This window comes from Pseudomonas sp. S3_C06 (assembly GCF_054667675.1).
Window position 1 is genome coordinate 3070118 of sequence record NZ_CP162747.1, and the last position, 19079, is coordinate 3089196.

A 19079-nucleotide genomic window follows, 5' to 3' on the forward strand; every position below is an offset into this window, starting at 1 on the left:
AAGCGTCAGAACATTCCTACACAACAGGCACTGGACAGACGCCCGACATCGGCAGATTATTTCCCGCGCAAAACCCACTCACTCGAGAGAACCCTAATGAGCAAAAAGCCAGCAAAGCATGGCCCCAACAAGGCCAAATCCATCGTCGCCCAGCCCCTGTTCCGCAGTCGTCAGGAACGACCAACCAAGGGTAAAGGCAGCTACCGCCGCGAAGCCTTCCAGTCTGATAGCTGGGAGGCTTCTTACTTTCTGGCCGCTTGAAGCGCAGTACCCCCCGGTCATGTTAAGGTCTGCACCTGATTCGTTTTCCTGGAACTGTGCATGCCCCTAAGTCTTTCCCGTCGTTGGCCTGTTCGCCAATTGATCGCTGCCTCCAGCTTCATTCTGCTTGTCGCCTGCGCGGAAAAACCGACCGCCGCCGATGCGCAACCCCTTCAAGCCGCGCCTGTCGCCACGGCCCCAGCGATTATCCCGCCGGTAGTGCCGTCCGCCGACCCTCTCGATCTGCAACCGACCCAGACCTTTGCCGAATGGCAGGCAGGCTTTCGCAAAGATGCACTGACCGCCGGGATTAGCCCAGAGCTGTTCGATCGCGCCTTTGCCAATGTCAGCTTCGACGCCAGTGTGATTCGGGCCGACCGCAGCCAACCAGAGTTCTCGCGCCCGGTATGGGAATACCTCGACGGTGCACTGTCGCCGCTGCGCGTGCGCAAAGGTCAGGCGCTGATCAGCCAGTACGCCGACATTCTGCAAAGCATCGAACAGCGTTATGGCGTTGATCGTCAGGCGCTGGTGTCGGTGTGGGGCATGGAAAGCAACTTCGGTCAGTTCCAGGGCAGCAAGTCGGTGATCAACTCGCTCGCCACCCTTGCCTACGAAGGCCGTCGCCCGGGCTTCGCTCACGCACAGCTGATCGCCGCCCTGCAGATCCTGCAACAGGGCGATATCTCGCCGGAGAAGATGCTCGGCTCGTGGGCCGGCGCCATGGGTCAGACCCAGTTCATTCCGACCACCTACAACACCCATGCTGTGGACTTTGACGGCGATGGCCGCCGCGATATCTGGGGCAGCCCTGCTGACGCACTGGCCTCGACCGCGCATTACCTGCAAAGCTCCGGCTGGCAGCGTGGCCAGCCGTGGGGGTTTGAAGTGCAGCTGCCGAGCAGCTTCAACTACACCCTGGCTGATGGCGCGACTCGCAAGAGTGTCGCCGAATGGCGTCAGTTGGGCGTGACTCTACCGAATGGCGGTCAGGTGCCAGCAGGCTCTGAACAGCTGTCTGCCGCCCTGCTGCTGCCGGCTGGTTATCGTGGGCCGGCGTTCCTGATCCTCGACAACTTCCGCGCGATTCTCAAGTACAACAACTCCTCGTCGTATGCGCTGGCAGTGAGCCTGTTGTCCGAGCGTTTCAGCGGTGGCGGCTTGATCAACGGCAGTTGGCCAAAAGATGATCTGCCGCTGAGCCGCACCGAGCGTATGGAATTGCAGACCCTGTTGAGCGCGCGCAATTACGATGCCGGCACCGCGGACGGGATTATCGGCGCCAATACGCGTAAAGCGATTCGCAGTGCCCAGCAGTCATTTGGCTGGCCGGCGGATGGTTATCCGACGCATAAACTGCTGGAAAGCCTGCGTTCCCAATAGAACGAATGCCGTATGGCTGATATCGCTTTCGCGAGCAGGCTCCCACATTGAAATGCATTGCAAATGTGAGAGCGAGCCTGCTCGCGAAGACTGACTATCAGGCAATAAACCTTCAGGCCTTGATCACCACATCCTGCTCCAGGATCAATTCCTGCTTCCCGGCATCCAGTCGCACCAGTGCGCCCAGCGGCAGCGTCAGGTTCGGATCACAATGCCCGCTGCGCCAGCCAGACAAAACCGGAATTCGTAAAGGCTCGAAGGTCTGCTTGAGCAAGCGGTTCAGCGCTGCGACATCCACGCCGGCAATATCCCCGACCAACACCCCGCGCAACTTGGCCAACTTGCCGGCCAGACGCATCTGGGTCAGCAAGCGATCAATGCGATACAGCGGCTCGTTGATGTCTTCGATCAGCAGAATCACCCCCTCGACATCGATTTCGTAAGGCGTACCCAACGTCGAAGCGATCATCGCCAGATTACCGCCGAGCAAGCGTCCGTGCGCGATGCCAGGTTCGACGCTAGTCAACGGATAAGCCACCGGATGGCTCAGCACACTCCCCGCCTTCAATTGCCCGCGCAGCATGGCGAAGAACGAAGTCACCGTCGGTGGCTCCTTGTCACCCAACAGGTCGGCATTGAGCAGCGGACCGTGAAAAGTCACGAATCCGGCATAACGACTGATGGCCAGGTGCAGCGCGGTGATATCGCTGTAGCCAACGAAGGGCTTGGCGTTGCGGCTCAGCAGGTCGTAGTCGATGCGGTCGAGCAATCGCGGCGTGCCGTAGCCACCGCGCAGGCAAATGATCGCATCGATCTCGGGATCAGCGAACGCCGCGTGCAGGTCACGCAGGCGCACATCGTCACTGCCGGCCAGATAGCCGTCCTTTTCATAGACACCGGGAAACACCTTCAGCCCATAGCCACGGGCGCGCATCCATTGCACCGCCTTGTCGGTGTCCAGAGTACCGGGACCGGCAGGTGCAATAACGCCGATCAGTCCCTCTGAAGGCAGTGCGGGCACGGCTCTGTGCGGACAAAGTGTGTGGGTCGGTCGAACGGTCATCCTTGGATCTCCCTGTGAAGTCATGCACACACAGTAGTCAGGAACGGCGGCAAACAGAAGAGGGTCAGCCACGCCGTGGATTGAAGGAAAAATCAGCAGCGAAGGTAATCCGGGCAAAAAAATGCCCGCCGGGCATCAAAGCCTCGGCGGGCATGTTTTCATTCAACGCGGACTCAGGAACCCAGCAGCTCAGCCTTGACCAGCTTCGCTTGCTCGTCGGCGTGGTACGAAGAACGCACCAGCGGGCCCGAGGCAACGTTTTTGAAGCCCATCTTGTAACCTTCTTCGGCGAACCAGGCGAAGGTGTCCGGGTGCACAAAACGCTGCACCGGCAAGTGGCTGCGCGACGGCTGCAGATACTGACCGAGGGTCAGCATGTCGATGTCGTGTTCGCGCATGCGCTTCATGACTTCGATGACTTCTTCGTCGGTCTCGCCCAGACCCAGCATCAGGCCGGATTTGGTCGGAATGTGCGGCATCATCTGCTTGAAGCGTTGCAGCAGGGTCAGCGACCACTGGTAATCCGAGCCCGGACGCGCAGCCTTGTACAGACGCGGCACGGTTTCCAGGTTGTGGTTGAACACATCCGGCGGCTCGGCGGCGGTGATTTCCAGCGCGACGTCCATGCGCCCACGGTAGTCCGGAACCAGAGTTTCCAGCTGCACGTTCGGCGACAGTTTGCGGATTTCGCGGATGCAGTCGGCAAAGTGCTGGGCACCGCCGTCACGCAGGTCGTCGCGGTCAACCGAAGTGATCACCACGTACTTGAGCTTGAGGTCGGCAATGGCGATGGCCAGGCTTTCCGGCTCATTGACGTCCAGTGGCTTCGGACGGCCGTGGCCAACGTCGCAGAACGGGCAGCGACGGGTGCAGATGTCACCCATGATCATGAAGGTCGCGGTGCCACCGGAGAAGCACTCGCCGAGGTTCGGGCAGGACGCTTCTTCGCAGACGCTGTGCAGTTTGTGTTTGCGCAGCAGGCTCTTGATCCGGTCGACTTCCGGCGAAACCGGGATACGTACACGAATCCAGTCAGGTTTCTTCGGCAGCTCGGTGGTCGGAATGATCTTTACCGGGATGCGTGCAACCTTCTCGGCACCGCGCAGCTTGACGCCGGCTTCTACCTTGGGACGCGGGGCCGGGCGCTCGGTCACGTCGAGCGTCGGGATCATGGTTTGCACTGCATCAGTAGTCATATCAGTCGATTCCGCCCGTCAGGGTCGTCTGCTCAGCATAGTCGAGGTGTTTGACGAGCTGCGCGCGCAGCCGGGCACTTACCTCGGCAAATTCAATCGATCCTGCGTGATCGCTCAGCTGGGTCATCGCCAGCCCGGCATAGCCGCAGGGATTAATCCGTCGAAACGGTTCCAGGTTCATATCCACGTTCAGGGCCAGGCCATGAAAGGAGCAACCGTGGCGAATCCGCAAACCCAGAGAAGCGATTTTCGCTCCATCGACATAGACGCCGGGAGCATCTGGCTTGGCTGCGGCGGTCACGCCGTAGCTGGCCAGCAGTTCGATCAGGCACTGTTCCATGCGACTGACCAGATCTCGTACGCCGAAACCCAGTTTGCGCACATCCAGCAGCAGGTAAGCCACCAACTGGCCGGGACCATGATAAGTCACCTGCCCGCCGCGATCGACCTGCACCACCGGAATATCCCCCGGCAGCAGCAAGTGTTCGGCCTTGCCGGCCTGGCCCTGAGTGAACACCGGCGGGTGCTCGACGAGCCAGATTTCGTCGGCGGCATCGCTGCCGCGTTCGTTGGTAAAACGTTGCATGGCATGCCAGACCGGCTCGTAGGCCATCTGGCCGAGCTCGCGAAAGCCCAGCGTGCCCGGCATCACAACACCATGTGCACGAAGCCGGTCGCCCGCAGTTCGCTGTTGATGTTGTACAGCTGATCCTGATCGGTCGCGACGATGTGCAACTGAATCGTGGTGTATTTGCCGTTGCTGCTCGAACGCTCGTCGACACGCTCATCATTGATCTTCGCGAATTTCTTCACGATTTCGATGATCTTGTCTTTGTGGCCAACCCCCGTGTCGCTGATCACCTTAACCGGATAATCAACCTGGGGAAATTCGATCTTTGGCGCCTTTACTTCGGTATCGGTCATGGCGTAACGGCCTCTAGAGCGCAAGCCGTGGTAACGCACATGGCCCCGCTCCGGATCGGGGCGGGGCCATGCAGGTCAACACAAATCAGTTGAACAAGCCGTAGAAGAATAGACGGATGCTATCCCACATGCGGCGGAAGATACCACCCTCCTCGACGCCATCCAGAGCGATCAGGTCGGCGCTGTGCACCACCTTGTCTTCCAGTTTGACTTCGACTTTACCGATCACGTCGCCCTTGGCGATTGGCGCGGTCAGTTGCGGGTTCATGGTCATGCTCGCAGCGAGCTTCTTCAGCTGGCCTTTTGGCAGGGTCATGGTCAGGTCTTCAGCCAGGCCGGCCTTGACTTGATTGGTGGTGCCTTTCCACACCGGAGCCTGAGCCAGTTCGGTGCCCTTCTGGTAGAAGGTCTGGGTTTCGAAGAAGCGGAAACCGTAGGTCAGCAGCTTCTGGGTTTCAGCGGCGCGAGCCACTTCGCTGTTGGTGCCAAACACGACGGCGATCAGGCGCTGGCCATCACGTACAGCCGAGGACACCATGCAGTAGCCGGCTTCGTCGGTGTGACCGGTTTTCAGACCGTCAACGGTCTTGTCGCGCCACAGCAGCAGGTTGCGGTTAGGCTGCTTGATGCCGTTCCAGAAGAACTCTTTCTGCGAGTAGATCGCGTAGTGAGCCGGGTCTTCGTGGATGATCGCACGGGCCAGGATCGCCATGTCGTGGGCCGACGAGTAGTGCTCAGGATTTGGCAGACCGGTCGGGTTCATGAAGTGGGTATTGGTCATGCCCAGATCGGTGACAGTCTTGTTCATCAGATCGGCGAACGCATCTTCGCTGCCGGCGATGTGCTCGGACAGCGCCACACTGGCGTCGTTGCCGGACTGGATGATGATGCCGTGCAGCAGGTCGCTGACAGTCACCTGCGAGCCGACTTTGATGAACATCCGCGAACCGCCGGTGCGCCAGGCGTTTTCGCTGACGGTCACCGGATCGTTTTCACCGATCTGGCCACGACGGATTTCCAGCGTAGCAATGTACGCGGTCATCAGTTTGGTCAGGCTGGCCGGCGGCAGACGCTGGTCACCGTTGTTCTCTACCAGCACGTTGCCGCTGGCGGCATCCATGAGTACGTAGGCTTTGGCGGCCAGTTGCGGTGGCGACGGCATCATCTCGGCCGCGAAGGCGGCTGGCGAGAGGAGCAGCGGGACTAGCAGACACAGGCGTTTGGCAAAGGTGGTGATGTTCATCCGTCTCTCGAAATCGCTAATGGAAACTGTCCTTGCGGACAAAATTTAATCAGATGACTTTCTAACGAGCCATCGCGTGTTCAGTTGCTCACTCCAGTCACCCTTGCCGGGCTTTTGTTCTTCGACGAGCCAACAACCTGATTCACCCCCCAATCGCTGGCGAATCGTCAATCAAGTTCTACGTATTACTCGGTGACCACACTTGGCGAACCAAGGTTGGCCAGGCGCACGCTGTTCTGCACCTGGGCAATTTCACCCGGCGAACCGATCGGCCCCAGACGTACCCGATGCAGGGTCTGCTGATTGCGCACGATCGAACTGATGAACACCGGAGCGCTCACCATCCCGCTGAGCTTCGACCTCAGCAGTTCTGCAGCGTCCGGGTTGGCGAACGCGCCCACCTGCAGATACTGGCCAGACGCTGTTGCAGAAGCGTTTTTTTTGCGCTCATTGGCACCGGGACGGTGTCAGAGGCATGTTGCTGCGGCGGTGGCGTCCATTGCTCAACGGTGCCGGCCGAGGCCGTGATCACCGGTGCGCTATTCTGCGCGACTTGCGGCTCGTTGAGCATCAAAGGCGCCGGACGGCCCTTGGCGGCCCACCATTGCTGAGGATCGATGCCTTCAACCTTGACCCGCGCAGTGCCGGTTTCGGCGTAACCGAGTTTTTTCGCCGCCGCGTAGGACAAGTCGATGATGCGGTCAGAATAGAACGGCCCACGGTCGTTGACCCGCAGGATCACCGTGCGGTTGTTGTCCAGGTTGGTCACCCGAACGTAACTTGGCAATGGCAGAGTCTTGTGGGCAGCGCTCATGCCGTACAGGTCATAGACCTCGCCGTTGGCGGTGTTCTGACCGTGAAACTTGGTGCCGTACCAGGACGCCGTACCGGACGCGACGTAAGTCTTGGATTCCTGCAACGGGAAGTAAGTCTTGCCCAGCACGGTGTACGGGTTGGCCTTGTACGGGCCAGTGTGCAGGGTCGGGGTGGCATCGGGGATGCGCGACACGTCGACGTCCCACCACGGCGCGCCATCTTTGTGCGCACGGTTGATGTCCAGGCCCGGCTGCGCCCGCACGGCGGTATTCGTGGTTTTCTGGGTCGGCGAACGGCTGGTCGAACAACTGGCGACCAGCACTGCCAACGCAGCGAATGCCACCAGCTTCAGGGGTTTACTGTTAGGCAATGCCTGCATTACTTGACGCCCCGTGCTTGTACCAGCTGTTCAGACAGTTGATGTACGGCCATGGCGTACATCACGCTGCGGTTATAACGCGTGATCGCGTAGAAATTCTTCAGGCCCATCCAGTATTCGGGGCCATTGTCGCCTTCGAGGCGAAATGCAGTCACCGGCATATCATCGCGCAGCGCATCATGACTTGACCAGCCCAGCGCCCGCAACTCTCCGACCGTCTTCGTCGGCTCGATGCCGGTGGTCAGGCCTTCATCAACCTGCTCGCCCCGCACATCGGCGCGGCTGACCACCGGCTCGCCGGCCACCCAGCCATGTCGTTTGAAGTAACTGGCAACGCTGCCAATCGCATCATCCGGGTTGTTCCAGATATTGATGTGGCCGTCACCGTCGAAATCCACCGCATAGGCGCGAAAGCTGCTCGGCATGAACTGCGGCAGACCCATGGCCCCGGCGTACGAGCCTTTTAGGGTCAATGGATCGACTTGTTCTTCACGGGCCAGCAGCAGGAACTCACGCAGCTCCTTGCGGAAAAATTCGGCACGGGGAGGATAGTCGAAACCGAGCGTCGACAAGGCATCGATCACCCGGTAATTGCCGGTATTACGTCCGAAAAAGGTTTCAACGCCGATAATCGACACGATGACTTGTGCCGGCACCCCGTATTCCTGCTCGGCACGGGCCAGGGTCGCCTCGTGTTGACGCCAGAAATCCACACCACGAGCAATGCGCGCGTCAGTGATGAACATCGGACGGTATTCTTTCCACTGCTTGACCCGTTCGGCGGGCTTGGAAATGGCGTCAAGAATCGACTGCTTGCGCTCTGCCTCGCGGAACACCCCCATCAGTTGTTCACCGGCGAAACCATAGTCGCGGGTCATTTCACCGACGAACTCGGCCACCTGCGGCGAGCCTTCGTATTCGCCGGCCAGCGCTTCCTGCACGCTCCCCAGGAGGCCCATCAGGCCAACCAGCGGCGCGCATCGAGTCGCCCAGCCACGCATTACTTGCATTGAACTCTTCACCTTATTCAAACCTGTGCGATCCACTTGCGATGGGTATGGATCGACATCAAAACCCCAAACGCTGACAGCAGTGTCACCAGCGAAGTTCCTCCGTAGCTAATGAACGGCAACGGCACCCCTACAACCGGCAACAGGCCACTGACCATACCGATGTTGACGAAAACGTAAACAAAAAACGTCATGGTCAACGCACCGGCGAGCAATTTGCCGAACAGCGTTTGTGCCTGGGCGGTGATCACCAGCCCCCGGCCAATCAGCAAGAGATAGATCAGCAGCAGCGCGCAGATGCCCACCAGGCCGAACTCTTCACCGAGTACGGCAATGATGAAGTCCGTGTGGCTTTCAGGCAGGAAGTCCAGGTGCGACTGGGTGCCAAGCAGCCAGCCCTTGCCGAACACGCCGCCGGAACCGATCGCGGCTTTCGACTGAATGATGTTCCAGCCGGTGCCGAGCGGATCGCTTTCCGGGTCGAGGAAGGTCAGGATTCGCTGCTTCTGGTAGTCGTGCATGATGAAGAACCACATCGCCACCGACACCGGAATCGCCGCCGCCAGCACGCTGAGAATCCAGCGCCAGCGCAGCCCGCCCATGAACAGCACAAACGCGCCGCCCGCCAGAATCAGCAGCGAAGTACCGAGGTCAGGCTGGCGCACGATTAGCGCGAACGGCACGCCGATCAGCATCAGGCTGATGCCGACATGCTTGAGTTGTGGCGGTAACGTGCGCTTGGACAGGTACCAGGCGATGGTCGCCGGCATCAGGATCTTCATGAACTCCGAGGGCTGGAAGCGGATCACCCCGGGGATGTTGATCCAGCGCGTCGCGCCCATCGCGTTGTGGCCCATGATGTCCACCACCAACAGCAGCACCACGCCAATCACATAACCAAGCGGCACCCAGCGCGCCATGAAACGCGGCTCGAACTGGGCGATGATGATCATCGACACCAGACCGATACCGAACGAAGTGGCCTGTTTAGCCAACAGATCCCAGCTCTTGCCGCTCGCCGAATACAGCACGAACAAACTGCCGGCGGCGAGGATCAGCAGCAGGATCAGTAACGGGCCATCGATATGCAGTCTTTGCAGCAACGTCGCGCGGCGACGCATCACATCCTCACTGGAGAGCATGCGATCAAAGTTATTCATCACGGGCCGTAGCCTCCGCACTGATTGGGCTGGCGTATTCGGCCTTCAAACGTCCGTCCTGATCGAGCAGCCAGGCGTCCATGACCTGACGCACCACCGGCGCCGCAACGCCGGAGCCGGACTCACCGTTCTCGACCATCACCGATACAACGATTTTCGGGTCATCGGCCGGGGCAAAACCGACGAACAAGGCGTGGTCGCGGTGACGCTCCTGAACCTTGGAGCGGTCGTACTTCTCACCCTGCTTGATCGCCACGACCTGCGCCGTACCCGATTTGCCGGCGATGCGGTATTGCGCGCCGATCGCCGCTTTGCGCGCAGTACCGCGCGCACCGTGCATGACCTGCTGCATGCCGTGGTTGACCTTGTTCCAGTCGGACGGATCGCGCAGGACAATGTCCGGCATCGGGTTTTCATCCACCGGCTTCACCCCTTCGAGGGATTTGGCCAGGTGCGGACGATTCCAGATGCCTTTGTTGGCCACCAGCGCGGTGGCCTGAGCCAACTGCAGCGGGGTTGATTGCATGTAGCCCTGGCCGATCCCGAGAATCAGGGTTTCGCCCGGGAACCACGCCTGTTTACGCGTCGCCCGTTTCCATTCGCGGGACGGCATCAGGCCGGGGGATTCTTCGAACATGTCCAGCGAGACCTTCTGGCCGATGCCGAACTTGTTCATATAAGCCGACAACCGATCAATGCCGAGCTTGTGCGCCAGGTCATAGAAGTAGGTGTCGTTGGAACGCATGATCGCGGTATCGAGATCGACGAAGCCGTCACCGGTGCGGTTCCAGTTACGGTATTTGTGATCGTAGTTGGGCAGCATGTAGTAGCCGGGGTCGAACACTCGGCTCGACGCCGTCACCACACCGGAATCGAGACCGGCAATCGCCACCGCTGGCTTGATCGTCGAGCCCGGCGGGTACAGACCGCGCAGCACGCGGTTGAACAATGGCCGGTCGATGGAATCGCGCAACTCGGCGTAGGCTTTGAAGCTGATGCCGGTGACGAACAGGTTCGGGTCAAAACTCGGCTGGCTGACCATTGCCAGAACTTCGCCGGTCTTCGGATCGAGCGCCACGACCGCGCCGCGACGTCCGCCCAATGCCGCCTCGGCCGCTTCCTGCAATTTGATGTCCAGACTGAGGACGATGTCCTTGCCGGGAATCGGATCGGTGCGCTTGAGCACACGCAACACGCGGCCTCGGGCATTGGTCTCGACTTCTTCGTAACCGACCTGACCGTGCAATTCCGGCTCGTAGAAACGCTCGATGCCGGTTTTACCGATGTGATGGGTGCCGCTGTAGTTGACCGGATCGAGGGTCTTCAGCTCTTTCTCGTTGATCCGCCCCATGTAGCCGACCGAGTGCGCAAAATGCGCGCCCTGCGGGTAGTGACGAACCAGTTGCGCAACCACCTCCACGCCGGGCAGGCGGAACTGGTTCACGGCGATCCGGGCAATCTGCTCTTCGCTCAGCTCGAACAGGATCGGCACCGGTTCAAACGGCCGGCGCCCCTGACGCATGCGCTTCTCGAAGATCACCCGATCCTCGGGCGTCAGCTCCAGCACTTCGACAATCACGTCGAGCACTTGCTGCCAGTCGCCGGAGCGCTCACGGGTCATGCTCAGGCTGAAGCTTGGACGGTTGTCCGCCACCACCACGCCGTTGCGGTCGAAAATCAACCCACGGGTCGGTGGAATCGGCTGCACATGGACGCGGTTGTTTTCCGAGAGTGTCGAGTGGTACTCGTACTGGATCACCTGCAAGTAATACAGCCGCGCAATCAACACGCCGATCAACAGCATGATCGCAATGGCCCCGAACACGACGCGGCTACGCACCAGACGTGCGTCCTTTTCGTGGTCCTTGATGCGGATCGGCTGAGACATGAGGGCTGGATTACTTGTGGTAAGGGTGACCGGACAGCACGGTCCAGGCACGATACAACTGTTCGCCGATCAGGATCCGCACCAGCGGGTGCGGCAACGTCAGCGGCGACAACGACCAGCGCTGATCGGCACGGGCACAGACTTCCGGCGCCAGCCCTTCCGGGCCACCGACCATGAAATTGACCGTGCGCGAATCCAGCCGCCAACGGTCGAGTTCGACCGCAAGCTGCTCGGTGCTCCAGGGCTTGCCGTGGACTTCCAGCGTGACGATCCGCTCGTTCGGCCCGACCTTGGCCAGCATGGCTTCGCCTTCCTGGCGGATGAAACGGGCCACGTCGGCATTCTTGCCACGGGTATTGAGCGGTATTTCCACCAGTTCCAGCGCCAGCTCGGACGGAAGACGCTTGGCATATTCATGCCAGCCTTCTTCCACCCACTTGGGCATGCGTGAACCGACGGCGATCAGGCGCAGTCGCACAGCAATCCCTTACAGCTGGTCTTTGTTGAGCTTGGTGAAATGCTCGTGGGTATTTTCCGGGCTGTGGTGTTTGGCGTCGGCCGCACGGCTCTGCTCGGCACCGGCCCACAGGCGCTCCAGGTCGTAGAACTGACGTGCCGAGGCAGTCATCATGTGCACGATCACCAGGTCCAGGTCGAGCAGCACCCAGTCGCTGTCGCCCTTGCCTTCTTCGCCCAGCGGCTTGGCGCCCTGCTTTTTGACTTCTTCGCGAACCTTGTCGAGCATCGCGTTGATCTGGCGGTTGGACGTACCGGTGGCGATGATCATGTAGTCAGTGATGCTCTGCTTGTCGCGAACATCGATGATCTGGATGTCTTGCGCCTTGACGTCTTCCAGAGCGGCTACGGCCAGTTTGACCAGCTCGTCGCCCTTCAGCGGCTCGTTGGTGTTGACCGGTTCAGGCAGCGGGGCGCTCTTGAATGTGCCTTTGCGCTTTACTTTGGTTTGGTCTTTGTCAGTCATATAAAACTCGTTTTGCTCATATATTCGGCGGCTTGGCGATACGTGGATTCGTATCAGTGAAGCACGCCTTGCTCAGTTCGACGCACGGTAAAGACCGTGCGCATCGATGTAGGCCAGGACCGCGTCGGGCACCAGGAAACGTACCGACTTACCGCTGGCCAGCAGTTGACGGATCTGGGTGGCGGAAACCGCGAGCGGTGTCTGCCAGACGAATGCAATCTGTCCGCTCGGCCCTTTCAGGGCCAGCGGGTCGCTCGCCGAACGCGCTGCCAGCAGGTTGCGCAAGGCATCCGGCGGTTCGCTGTCGGCGTCCGGGCGCTGTAGCACCAGGATGTGGCAATGCTGGAGCAACTCTTCCCAGCGATGCCAAGTGGGCAGGCCGCAAAATGCGTCCCAGCCCAAAAGCAGAAAAACCTGGGTCTCGGCGGGCATTTCGGCACGCATCGACTCCAGGGTATCAATGGTCCAGGACGGCTTGTCCCGCTGCAATTCGCGGGCGTCCACCACCAGCGGCGGCAATCCGGCCACCGCACACTCGACCATCGCCAAGCGATCCTGCGCCGACACCTGCGGCGTACCGCGATGTGGCGGCCGCGCATTCGGCATCAGGCGCAACTCGTCGAGCGCCAGCGCTTCGGCAACTTCCAGCCCACCACGCAAATGGCCGATGTGCACCGGGTCGAACGTGCCGCCCAATACGCCGATGCGTCGGGGGCGGGACTCGCTGCCGGTCTGCGGCGCTGTCAGGTCGAGGTCGGTCAAGTCAGACCGTCGCCTGGCCGCGCAACTGGCCATCACCGACCACGATGTACTTCTCGCAGGTCAGTCCTTCGAGACCCACCGGGCCGCGGGCGTGCAGCTTATCAGTAGAAATGCCGATCTCGGCACCCAATCCGTATTCAAATCCATCGGCGAAGCAGGTCGGGGTGTTGATCATCACCGACGCCGAGTCGACTTCCGCCACAAAGCGCCGGGTATCGGCGAGGTTTTCGCTGACAATCGAGTCGGTGTGATGGGAGCCGTAATGGTTGATGTGTTCAATCGCCTGATCCAGACCCTCGACCACACGGATCGACAGGATCGGCGCCAGGTACTCGGTGCTCCAGTCGTCTTCGCTGGCCGCAACGGCGTCAATAATCGCCAGGGTGCGCTCGCAGCCGCGCAATTCGACGCCTTTTTCGCGGAACTGGGCGGCCATCGACGGCAGGAAATCCTTGGCAACCGTCTGATCAACCAGCAGCGTCTCCATCGCACCGCAGATGCCATAACGATAAGTCTTGGCATTGAAGGCGATGCGCTGGGCTTTCGGCAGATCGGCGTTTGCACTGACGTAAACGTGGCAGATGCCGTCCAGATGCTTGATCACCGGCACGCGGGCATCGCGGCTGATGCGTTCGATCAGGCCACGGCCACCACGCGGCACGATCACGTCGACGTACTCGGGCATGGTGATCATCGCGCCGACGGCGGCACGGTCAGTGGTTTCGACCACTTGCACCACAGCAGCGGGCAGTTCGGCTTCGGCCAGACCACGCTGAATGCACGCGGCAATCGCCCGGTTGGAATGAATCGCTTCGGAGCCACCGCGCAGGATGGTCGCGTTGCCAGACTTGAGGCACAGGCTGGCGGCATCGATGGTCACGTTCGGACGGGATTCGTAGATGATCCCGATCACACCCAGCGGCACGCGCATCTTGCCGACCTGAATCCCCGACGGACGGAAGCTCATGTCGCGGATCGCACCGACCGGATCCGGCAGCGCGGCGACCTGACGCAAACCAACGATCATGCCGTCGATGCGCGCCGGGGTCAGTTCCAGACGTTCCAGCAAAGCGGGTTCCAGACCGTTGGCGCGACCGGCGGCCAGATCCTGTTCATTGGCTGCGGCAAGCTCGGCGCGCGCGGCGTCGAGGGCATTGGCAGCAGCCTGCAAGGCGCGGTTTTTCTGCGCGGTGCTGGCACGGCCGATGACCCGGGAGGCTTCGCGGGCGGCGCGACCCAATCGGGTCATGTAGTCAAGAACGGACTCAGTCATGGTCTGCTGGGGTCTTGGCAAAGAGGAAAGCGGCAGATTATAGCTGTCGCGTCCCGGGACTAACAGCGGTGACGGGCGGATGGTCGAAATGAACGCGGATTCGCCGGCGTTCAGGCCCAATTAAGCCGTGCGTTGTTATCATCACGACCTCCTGAGCCTGGATAAACGTTACCTGCCATGTCCAACCTGACCGTTCGCAACCGTGCCGAACGCCTGCCGCTGGGGCTCCCGGACGCCTTTTTCGACCGAGATGCACAAGTGCTGGCGCAGGACCTGCTCGGCAAAGTCATTCGCCACCGGGTCGGCGACCTGTGGCTAAGCGCGCGAATCATCGAAACCGAAGCCTATTACTGCGCCGAAAAAGGCAGCCACGCTTCGTTGGGCTACACAGAAAAGCGTAAGGCTTTGTTTCTGGATGGCGGCCACATCTATATGTATTACGCCCGTGGCGGTGACTCATTGAATTTCAGCGCGCAAGGGCCGGGCAATGCGGTATTGATCAAATCCGCTTATCCGTGGGTCGATGAAGTCAGCGGGCCGGCGAGTCTGGCGCAAATGCTGTTGAATAACCCCGACGCTCAGGGACGTGCGCGTCCTTCGCAAAAACTCTGCGCCGGGCAAACCCTGCTGTGCAAAGCGCTGGGGCTGAAAGTGCCAGTGTGGGACGCCAAGCGTTTCGATCATGACGTCCTTTTGGTAGAGGACACCGGGCCGGCACCTTCGCGCATCATTCAAACCACACGCCTGGGCATTCCCCATGGCCGCGATGAACATCTGATGTATCGCTTTGTCGACGCTGCCTACGCGCAATGGTGCACGCGGAACCCGCTGCGCCGCGGTCAGGTCGAAGGCCGGGATTATTTTCTGCTGTAAACACAAACCTGTGCAGGAGCTGGAGGAGGCTGCGATCTTTTGACTTTGTTTTAAGGATCAAGATCAAAAGATCGCCGCCTGCGGCAGCTCCTGCATAGGGATCATCAATGGTTTGGAGTTTTTCTGTATGGGCCCATGGCTCGATAGCGTGACCGGGTGGCTGGCGGCCAACCCACAATGGCTGGCTGCGGCGGTATTCATTGTTGCCTTTGTGGAATGCCTGGCGATTGCCGGTCTGATCGTGCCGGGCACCGTGCTGCTGTTTGCCGTCGCCGTTCTGGCCGGCAGCGGCGCATTGTCGCTGAGCGAAACCCTGCTGCTGGGTTTTCTCGGCGGGATTCTCGGCGACGCTGTTTCGTATCTGCTCGGCCGCCATTTCCACCAAAACATTCGGCGCCTGCCGGGGTTACGCCATCATCCGGAATGGATGGCCGGCGCCGAGTCGTATTTCCAGCGCTACGGCATTGCCAGCCTGTTGGTCGGCCGCTTCATCGGGCCGCTGCGGCCGATGCTGCCAATGGTCGCCGGCATGTGCGACATGCCCTTCCCGCGTTTCGCCGCTGTCAGCCTGCTGGCCGCCGCCGGCTGGAGTCTGGCCTATCTGCTGCCGGGCTGGGCCACTGGCGCGGCCTTCCGCCTGCCCTTGCCTGAAGGGTTCTGGCTACAAGCCGGCATTGTCGCCGGGAGCATCGCCGCAATGGTTGGTCTCAGCGTGAACAGCAGCTTGCGCCGTCACCGTCGCGCGACGATCTGGATCAGCAGCATGAGCCTGTTGATTCTGACGGGCCTGTTCGTCGGCTATCCGTATCTGACAGCACTCGATCAGGGCGTGATGACACTGGTGCAGGAGCATCGCCAGCCAATGCTGGATGAAATTGCAGTCACGCTGACGCTGATCGGCGAGTTCCGCAACATGCTCATGTTCAGCGCTTTGCTCGTCGTCCTGCTGCTGATCTGCCGGCAATGGCGTCACGCGCTTTTTACCGCAGGCACGTTGCTGGTTACCGCACTGGCCAACACCGCAACCAAATACTTCTTCGCCCGCGTGCGCCCGGAAGTCCTGACCGACCCGCTGACCACCTACAGCATGCCCAGTGGCCATGCCTCGGGCGCGTTCGCGCTGTTTCTGAGCCTCGCTGTGCTGGCCGGTCGCGGGCAACCACCGCGCATGCGTCTGACCTGGCTGCTGATCGGTTGCATGCCCGCACTGGCCATCGCCCTGTCGCGGGTTTATCTCGGTGCGCACTGGCCAACCGACGTGCTCGCCGGCGCCATGCTGGCCAGTTGCGTGTGTGCGGCGAGCCTGTGGCTGAGCCAGCGTTCGACATCGCTCAATGCCATGCCCTTCAAAGTCTGGTGGCTGATCCTGCCGGCGATGCTGGCAATGTTCGGTTTCTTCGTACTGCGGCATCTTCCGCATACGTTGTTGCGTTACGCTTATTGATTGAAACTTCACAAGCGTTATTTTCTTGCGCGGCTCTTTTCGGAAACTTCCGACGAGAGCAGCGCTCTTGCCCTATTCAAACTTGCTTGTCATGGGAAAGTTTTCAGGCAACCAACTATCAACTTTCGTACATATAAACCCGGCATAAACCGAGTTACATAATTGCCCGCACAACACCGAGATAAAGCATTCCACCCCGCGGAAAAACCATTAGATTGACTCAGCCAATTCAATAACTTTCGATCATCAAAACACTTCAACCAACGCAACGTTAACTACGGCGCGTGTTTTGGTTATCTATTGATTCGAGTCATTCATGAGTCCGAAGATACCGCGCAAACCAACATCGATCCTTCGACAACCCGACCCGCAGACACCTGCGCCATCCCCAGGGGGCCCTGCGGCCTGGCGGCTGCCCGGTTTTGCAGACTCCGTCGGCCCGCCGCGCAGCATCGAGGCTCCGGGCGCGACTGACCCGGTCCTTCCTCCCGCCATTACGATCAGTGCCCTGCCCTCGCAACCCCCTGGGACATCCCGTCACGACGGGACGGGACGGGAAATCGATACTGGTTGAAACAAGACTTTCTGCACGGCATGCAGCCGGCGGACGAAGACGGCTTTCGCTGGATTGTCGGCCGCCGTTTTGTCGACGTCGAATACGAGGGCCGTCTCGAAACGACCCATGCCGGCACCGACGATTACGGTGTCTGGCGGAGCAAACTGCTGACCGAGCGTCATCCCTCTGGCCCCAGGCTTTATAAAAACCAGGACCGTGCGACCTGGCGTCTGAGCGAACAGGTCAGCGAGATCCCGCCAGTCAGTGCTGAGCGGCTGACACCCGAAGCGGCTTCGCAGAAGCGCCCCGGGATGCCTAGCGTCAGGCCGATTGCTCCGAAGCAGCCTCGAACGACCGATACACCCACCGAGATCGATCAGGCTCGCTACAGGCCTACCTATCGTTCACCGGATGCTCAAGGCTATTACGAGTTCACGCCCTTCCTGAGCACGAATCCGGCCGACATCCAGTTTGCCTTCAGGAACAAATACGGCAACCCGGTCCGGGTCGATCCGCCTGCGGCAGGGTTTGGCGCAGAACCCGCCCACCTGAAACACTGGACCGATCACGAAATTTGGCAGGTGTACAGCCTCGTAGGCCAGGACATCTTGAGGTTTCGTGCCGAAGCGGGGTCCAGCGGCAGACCGCCACAATGGGCCGAAGCCCGAGAGACCGGCAACCCGCACAGTGACTTGCTGAGCGACGCCCTGCGCTGGCTGCAGCCGACCATGACTCGCCAGCAAAGCGAAACTTTCCTGCAGGCCTACAATCTGCTGCCGAGCCAGTTGACGCGCTTGCGCCAGGAACTCAAAAACACCTTGGCAATCCCCGAGTGGGCCGAGGCGCACAAGCGCTTGACCGAGGACACCGGCAATCCTCAGCGCCTCGAACAATTGAGCCGCGATGCCGTCAGCGAACTCAATCTCAAACGCGATGCCCGACACGATTGGTACGACCCCGAAAGCAGCCTGACCCCTGAAGTGCGCGAAGCGCTCCTGACGAAGCTCGGTTACCTGCGCAACAAGAATAACTGCCTGTACCGCACCGACATTCCGGCCCTGTTTCGCGGCGATGAGCGCACACCGTTCGAACTGGCCAATGACGGCGCCATGCTGCCGCGCTACCACCACGAACCGGGGGCGACTACGCACAGGCCGATCAGTGCCACGTTCAGCCTCGATGAGGGGCAGACGTATGCCAGCAAACCTGATCCCGAATATCTGCGTTACAACAGCCAGACCAACAAGTACCCGGGACGCAGGGCCGATGAGTCGTCTTCGGACAGTGATGCCAGTGATACGGAAAGTACGGCGTCGTCCGACTGGTCCAATCCGGACAGCCCGATTGCCTGGGATCACGACCGGCATTACCGCAGCACCCGCGAAAAACAAAAAGAGATGTTTGTGTATGTCCTCGACACCCGCCACCTGGAAGTGGTCCCGCATGAAGAGAACATGCTGTTCAACTCCGCAGCCCGCGATACCCGCCCTACCTGGTTCCCCTCCGACGACTTCGAAGGGCTGATTTCGGTTACCCGCAGCGGATTGGCGGCAGAACGCATCTGGCTGCTGAACTCATCCCAGACCAAAGGCGCCAAGGTCGACGACATCAGAACTCAGGCCGGCGACCGCGCCGAGCGCATCGAGGCAGCCACCCATGCCGGACATGCCAACGCCTTCGAATATGACCGCTTGATCGACAGCGTCGAAGCGGCGGGTCAACCGATCATCAGACTCTCGGGCAACCGCAACGAATTCGCCTACGACATCGCCTGGCCGTAAGTGCCGGCAGTCATCTGCGCAACGTGCCTTACAGAAACGCACCGGCTCGGATGCCGGTTCATAGCGCAATTCATTAAAGGACTAA

Annotated in this window: 17 protein-coding genes and 1 pseudogene; 5 read left to right on the plus strand and 13 right to left on the minus strand. The window is 60.4% G+C overall.

Going from position 1 to position 19079, the window contains the following annotated elements:
* Window positions 1-96 precede the first annotated feature (96 nt).
* Both arfA and AB4N44_RS13555 read left to right on the plus strand, forming a co-directional pair.
* Window positions 97-261, plus strand: a complete 165-nt coding sequence (arfA, locus tag AB4N44_RS13550; RefSeq protein WP_053124158.1) for an alternative ribosome rescue factor ArfA — start codon at window positions 97-99, stop codon at window positions 259-261.
* Between the two features lie 60 nt (window positions 262-321).
* Window positions 322-1644 carry a lytic murein transglycosylase gene (locus AB4N44_RS13555; protein ID WP_460108704.1) on the plus strand — a complete coding sequence of 441 codons (1323 nt, stop codon included), beginning with the start codon at window positions 322-324 and terminating at the stop codon, window positions 1642-1644.
* Window positions 1645-1756: 112 nt separating this feature from the next.
* On the opposite strand, the gene AB4N44_RS13560 is transcribed toward AB4N44_RS13555, so the two are convergent.
* The 13 genes and pseudogenes from AB4N44_RS13560 to AB4N44_RS13620 all read right to left on the minus strand — a co-directional run bounded on the left by AB4N44_RS13560 (window position 1757) and on the right by AB4N44_RS13620 (window position 14340).
* On the minus strand, window positions 1757-2707 hold the full coding sequence (locus tag AB4N44_RS13560; RefSeq protein ID WP_368967551.1) for a S66 peptidase family protein: 951 nt from the start codon (window positions 2705-2707) through the stop codon (window positions 1757-1759).
* Window positions 2708-2880: 173 nt separating this feature from the next.
* Window positions 2881-3879 (minus strand): lipoyl synthase, encoded by a 999-nt coding sequence (gene lipA / locus AB4N44_RS13565; protein WP_161986515.1) that lies wholly within the window; start codon window positions 3877-3879, stop codon window positions 2881-2883.
* 25 nt (window positions 3880-3904) lie between these two features.
* A complete protein-coding gene (gene lipB, locus AB4N44_RS13570) occupies window positions 3905-4552 on the minus strand; it encodes a lipoyl(octanoyl) transferase LipB (RefSeq protein ID WP_127929905.1) in 648 nt (215 codons plus the stop codon).
* Entirely contained in the window at window positions 4552-4827 is a 276-nt protein-coding gene (locus tag AB4N44_RS13575) for a DUF493 domain-containing protein (protein WP_008087908.1), read from the minus strand. Before AB4N44_RS13575 ends, lipB begins: the two co-directional genes overlap by 1 nt.
* A gap of 85 nt (window positions 4828-4912) precedes the next feature.
* Window positions 4913-6070, minus strand: a complete 1158-nt coding sequence (locus AB4N44_RS13580; RefSeq protein ID WP_016986121.1) for a D-alanyl-D-alanine carboxypeptidase family protein — start codon at window positions 6068-6070, stop codon at window positions 4913-4915.
* 185 nt (window positions 6071-6255) lie between these two features.
* Window positions 6256-7265: pseudogene (locus AB4N44_RS13585) on the minus strand (septal ring lytic transglycosylase RlpA family protein).
* Window positions 7265-8275: a lytic murein transglycosylase B gene (gene mltB / locus AB4N44_RS13590; RefSeq protein ID WP_460108702.1), complete on the minus strand. Its 1011-nt coding sequence runs from the start codon at window positions 8273-8275 to the stop codon at window positions 7265-7267. The pseudogene AB4N44_RS13585 and the gene mltB overlap by 1 nt, the downstream one beginning before the upstream one ends.
* 17 nt (window positions 8276-8292) lie before the next feature.
* Entirely contained in the window at window positions 8293-9396 is a 1104-nt protein-coding gene (gene rodA / locus AB4N44_RS13595; protein ID WP_049802149.1) for a rod shape-determining protein RodA, read from the minus strand.
* A gap of 31 nt (window positions 9397-9427) precedes the next feature.
* Window positions 9428-11323, minus strand: a complete 1896-nt coding sequence (gene mrdA / locus AB4N44_RS13600) for a penicillin-binding protein 2 (protein WP_150751745.1) — start codon at window positions 11321-11323, stop codon at window positions 9428-9430.
* A 10-nt stretch (window positions 11324-11333) separates the two neighbouring features.
* Window positions 11334-11801 carry a 23S rRNA (pseudouridine(1915)-N(3))-methyltransferase RlmH gene (rlmH, locus tag AB4N44_RS13605; protein WP_003185785.1) on the minus strand — a complete coding sequence of 156 codons (468 nt, stop codon included), beginning with the start codon at window positions 11799-11801 and terminating at the stop codon, window positions 11334-11336.
* Between the two features lie 9 nt (window positions 11802-11810).
* Complete coding sequence (rsfS, locus tag AB4N44_RS13610; protein WP_016986117.1) at window positions 11811-12305, minus strand: ribosome silencing factor; 495 nt, start codon at window positions 12303-12305, stop codon at window positions 11811-11813.
* Window positions 12306-12377: 72 nt separating this feature from the next.
* The gene (gene nadD / locus AB4N44_RS13615) at window positions 12378-13100 is read right to left on the minus strand and encodes a nicotinate-nucleotide adenylyltransferase (RefSeq protein WP_460108701.1); all 723 of its coding nucleotides are present in this window, start codon (window positions 13098-13100) and stop codon (window positions 12378-12380) included.
* On the minus strand, window positions 13069-14340 hold the full coding sequence (locus AB4N44_RS13620; RefSeq protein ID WP_127929909.1) for a glutamate-5-semialdehyde dehydrogenase: 1272 nt from the start codon (window positions 14338-14340) through the stop codon (window positions 13069-13071). Before AB4N44_RS13620 ends, nadD begins: the two co-directional genes overlap by 32 nt.
* A gap of 177 nt (window positions 14341-14517) precedes the next feature.
* Between AB4N44_RS13620 and AB4N44_RS13625 the strand changes: the two genes are divergently transcribed.
* From AB4N44_RS13625 to AB4N44_RS13635, 3 genes are all read left to right on the plus strand, one after another.
* On the plus strand, window positions 14518-15213 hold the full coding sequence (locus tag AB4N44_RS13625) for a DNA-3-methyladenine glycosylase (RefSeq protein ID WP_150751747.1): 696 nt from the start codon (window positions 14518-14520) through the stop codon (window positions 15211-15213).
* 127 nt (window positions 15214-15340) lie between these two features.
* On the plus strand, window positions 15341-16657 hold the full coding sequence (locus tag AB4N44_RS13630; RefSeq protein ID WP_127929911.1) for a bifunctional DedA family/phosphatase PAP2 family protein: 1317 nt from the start codon (window positions 15341-15343) through the stop codon (window positions 16655-16657).
* 570 nt (window positions 16658-17227) lie between these two features.
* Window positions 17228-18994, plus strand: coding sequence for a hypothetical protein (locus tag AB4N44_RS13635; RefSeq protein ID WP_460108700.1), 1767 nt, complete (start codon window positions 17228-17230; stop codon window positions 18992-18994).
* Window positions 18995-19079 lie beyond the last annotated feature (85 nt).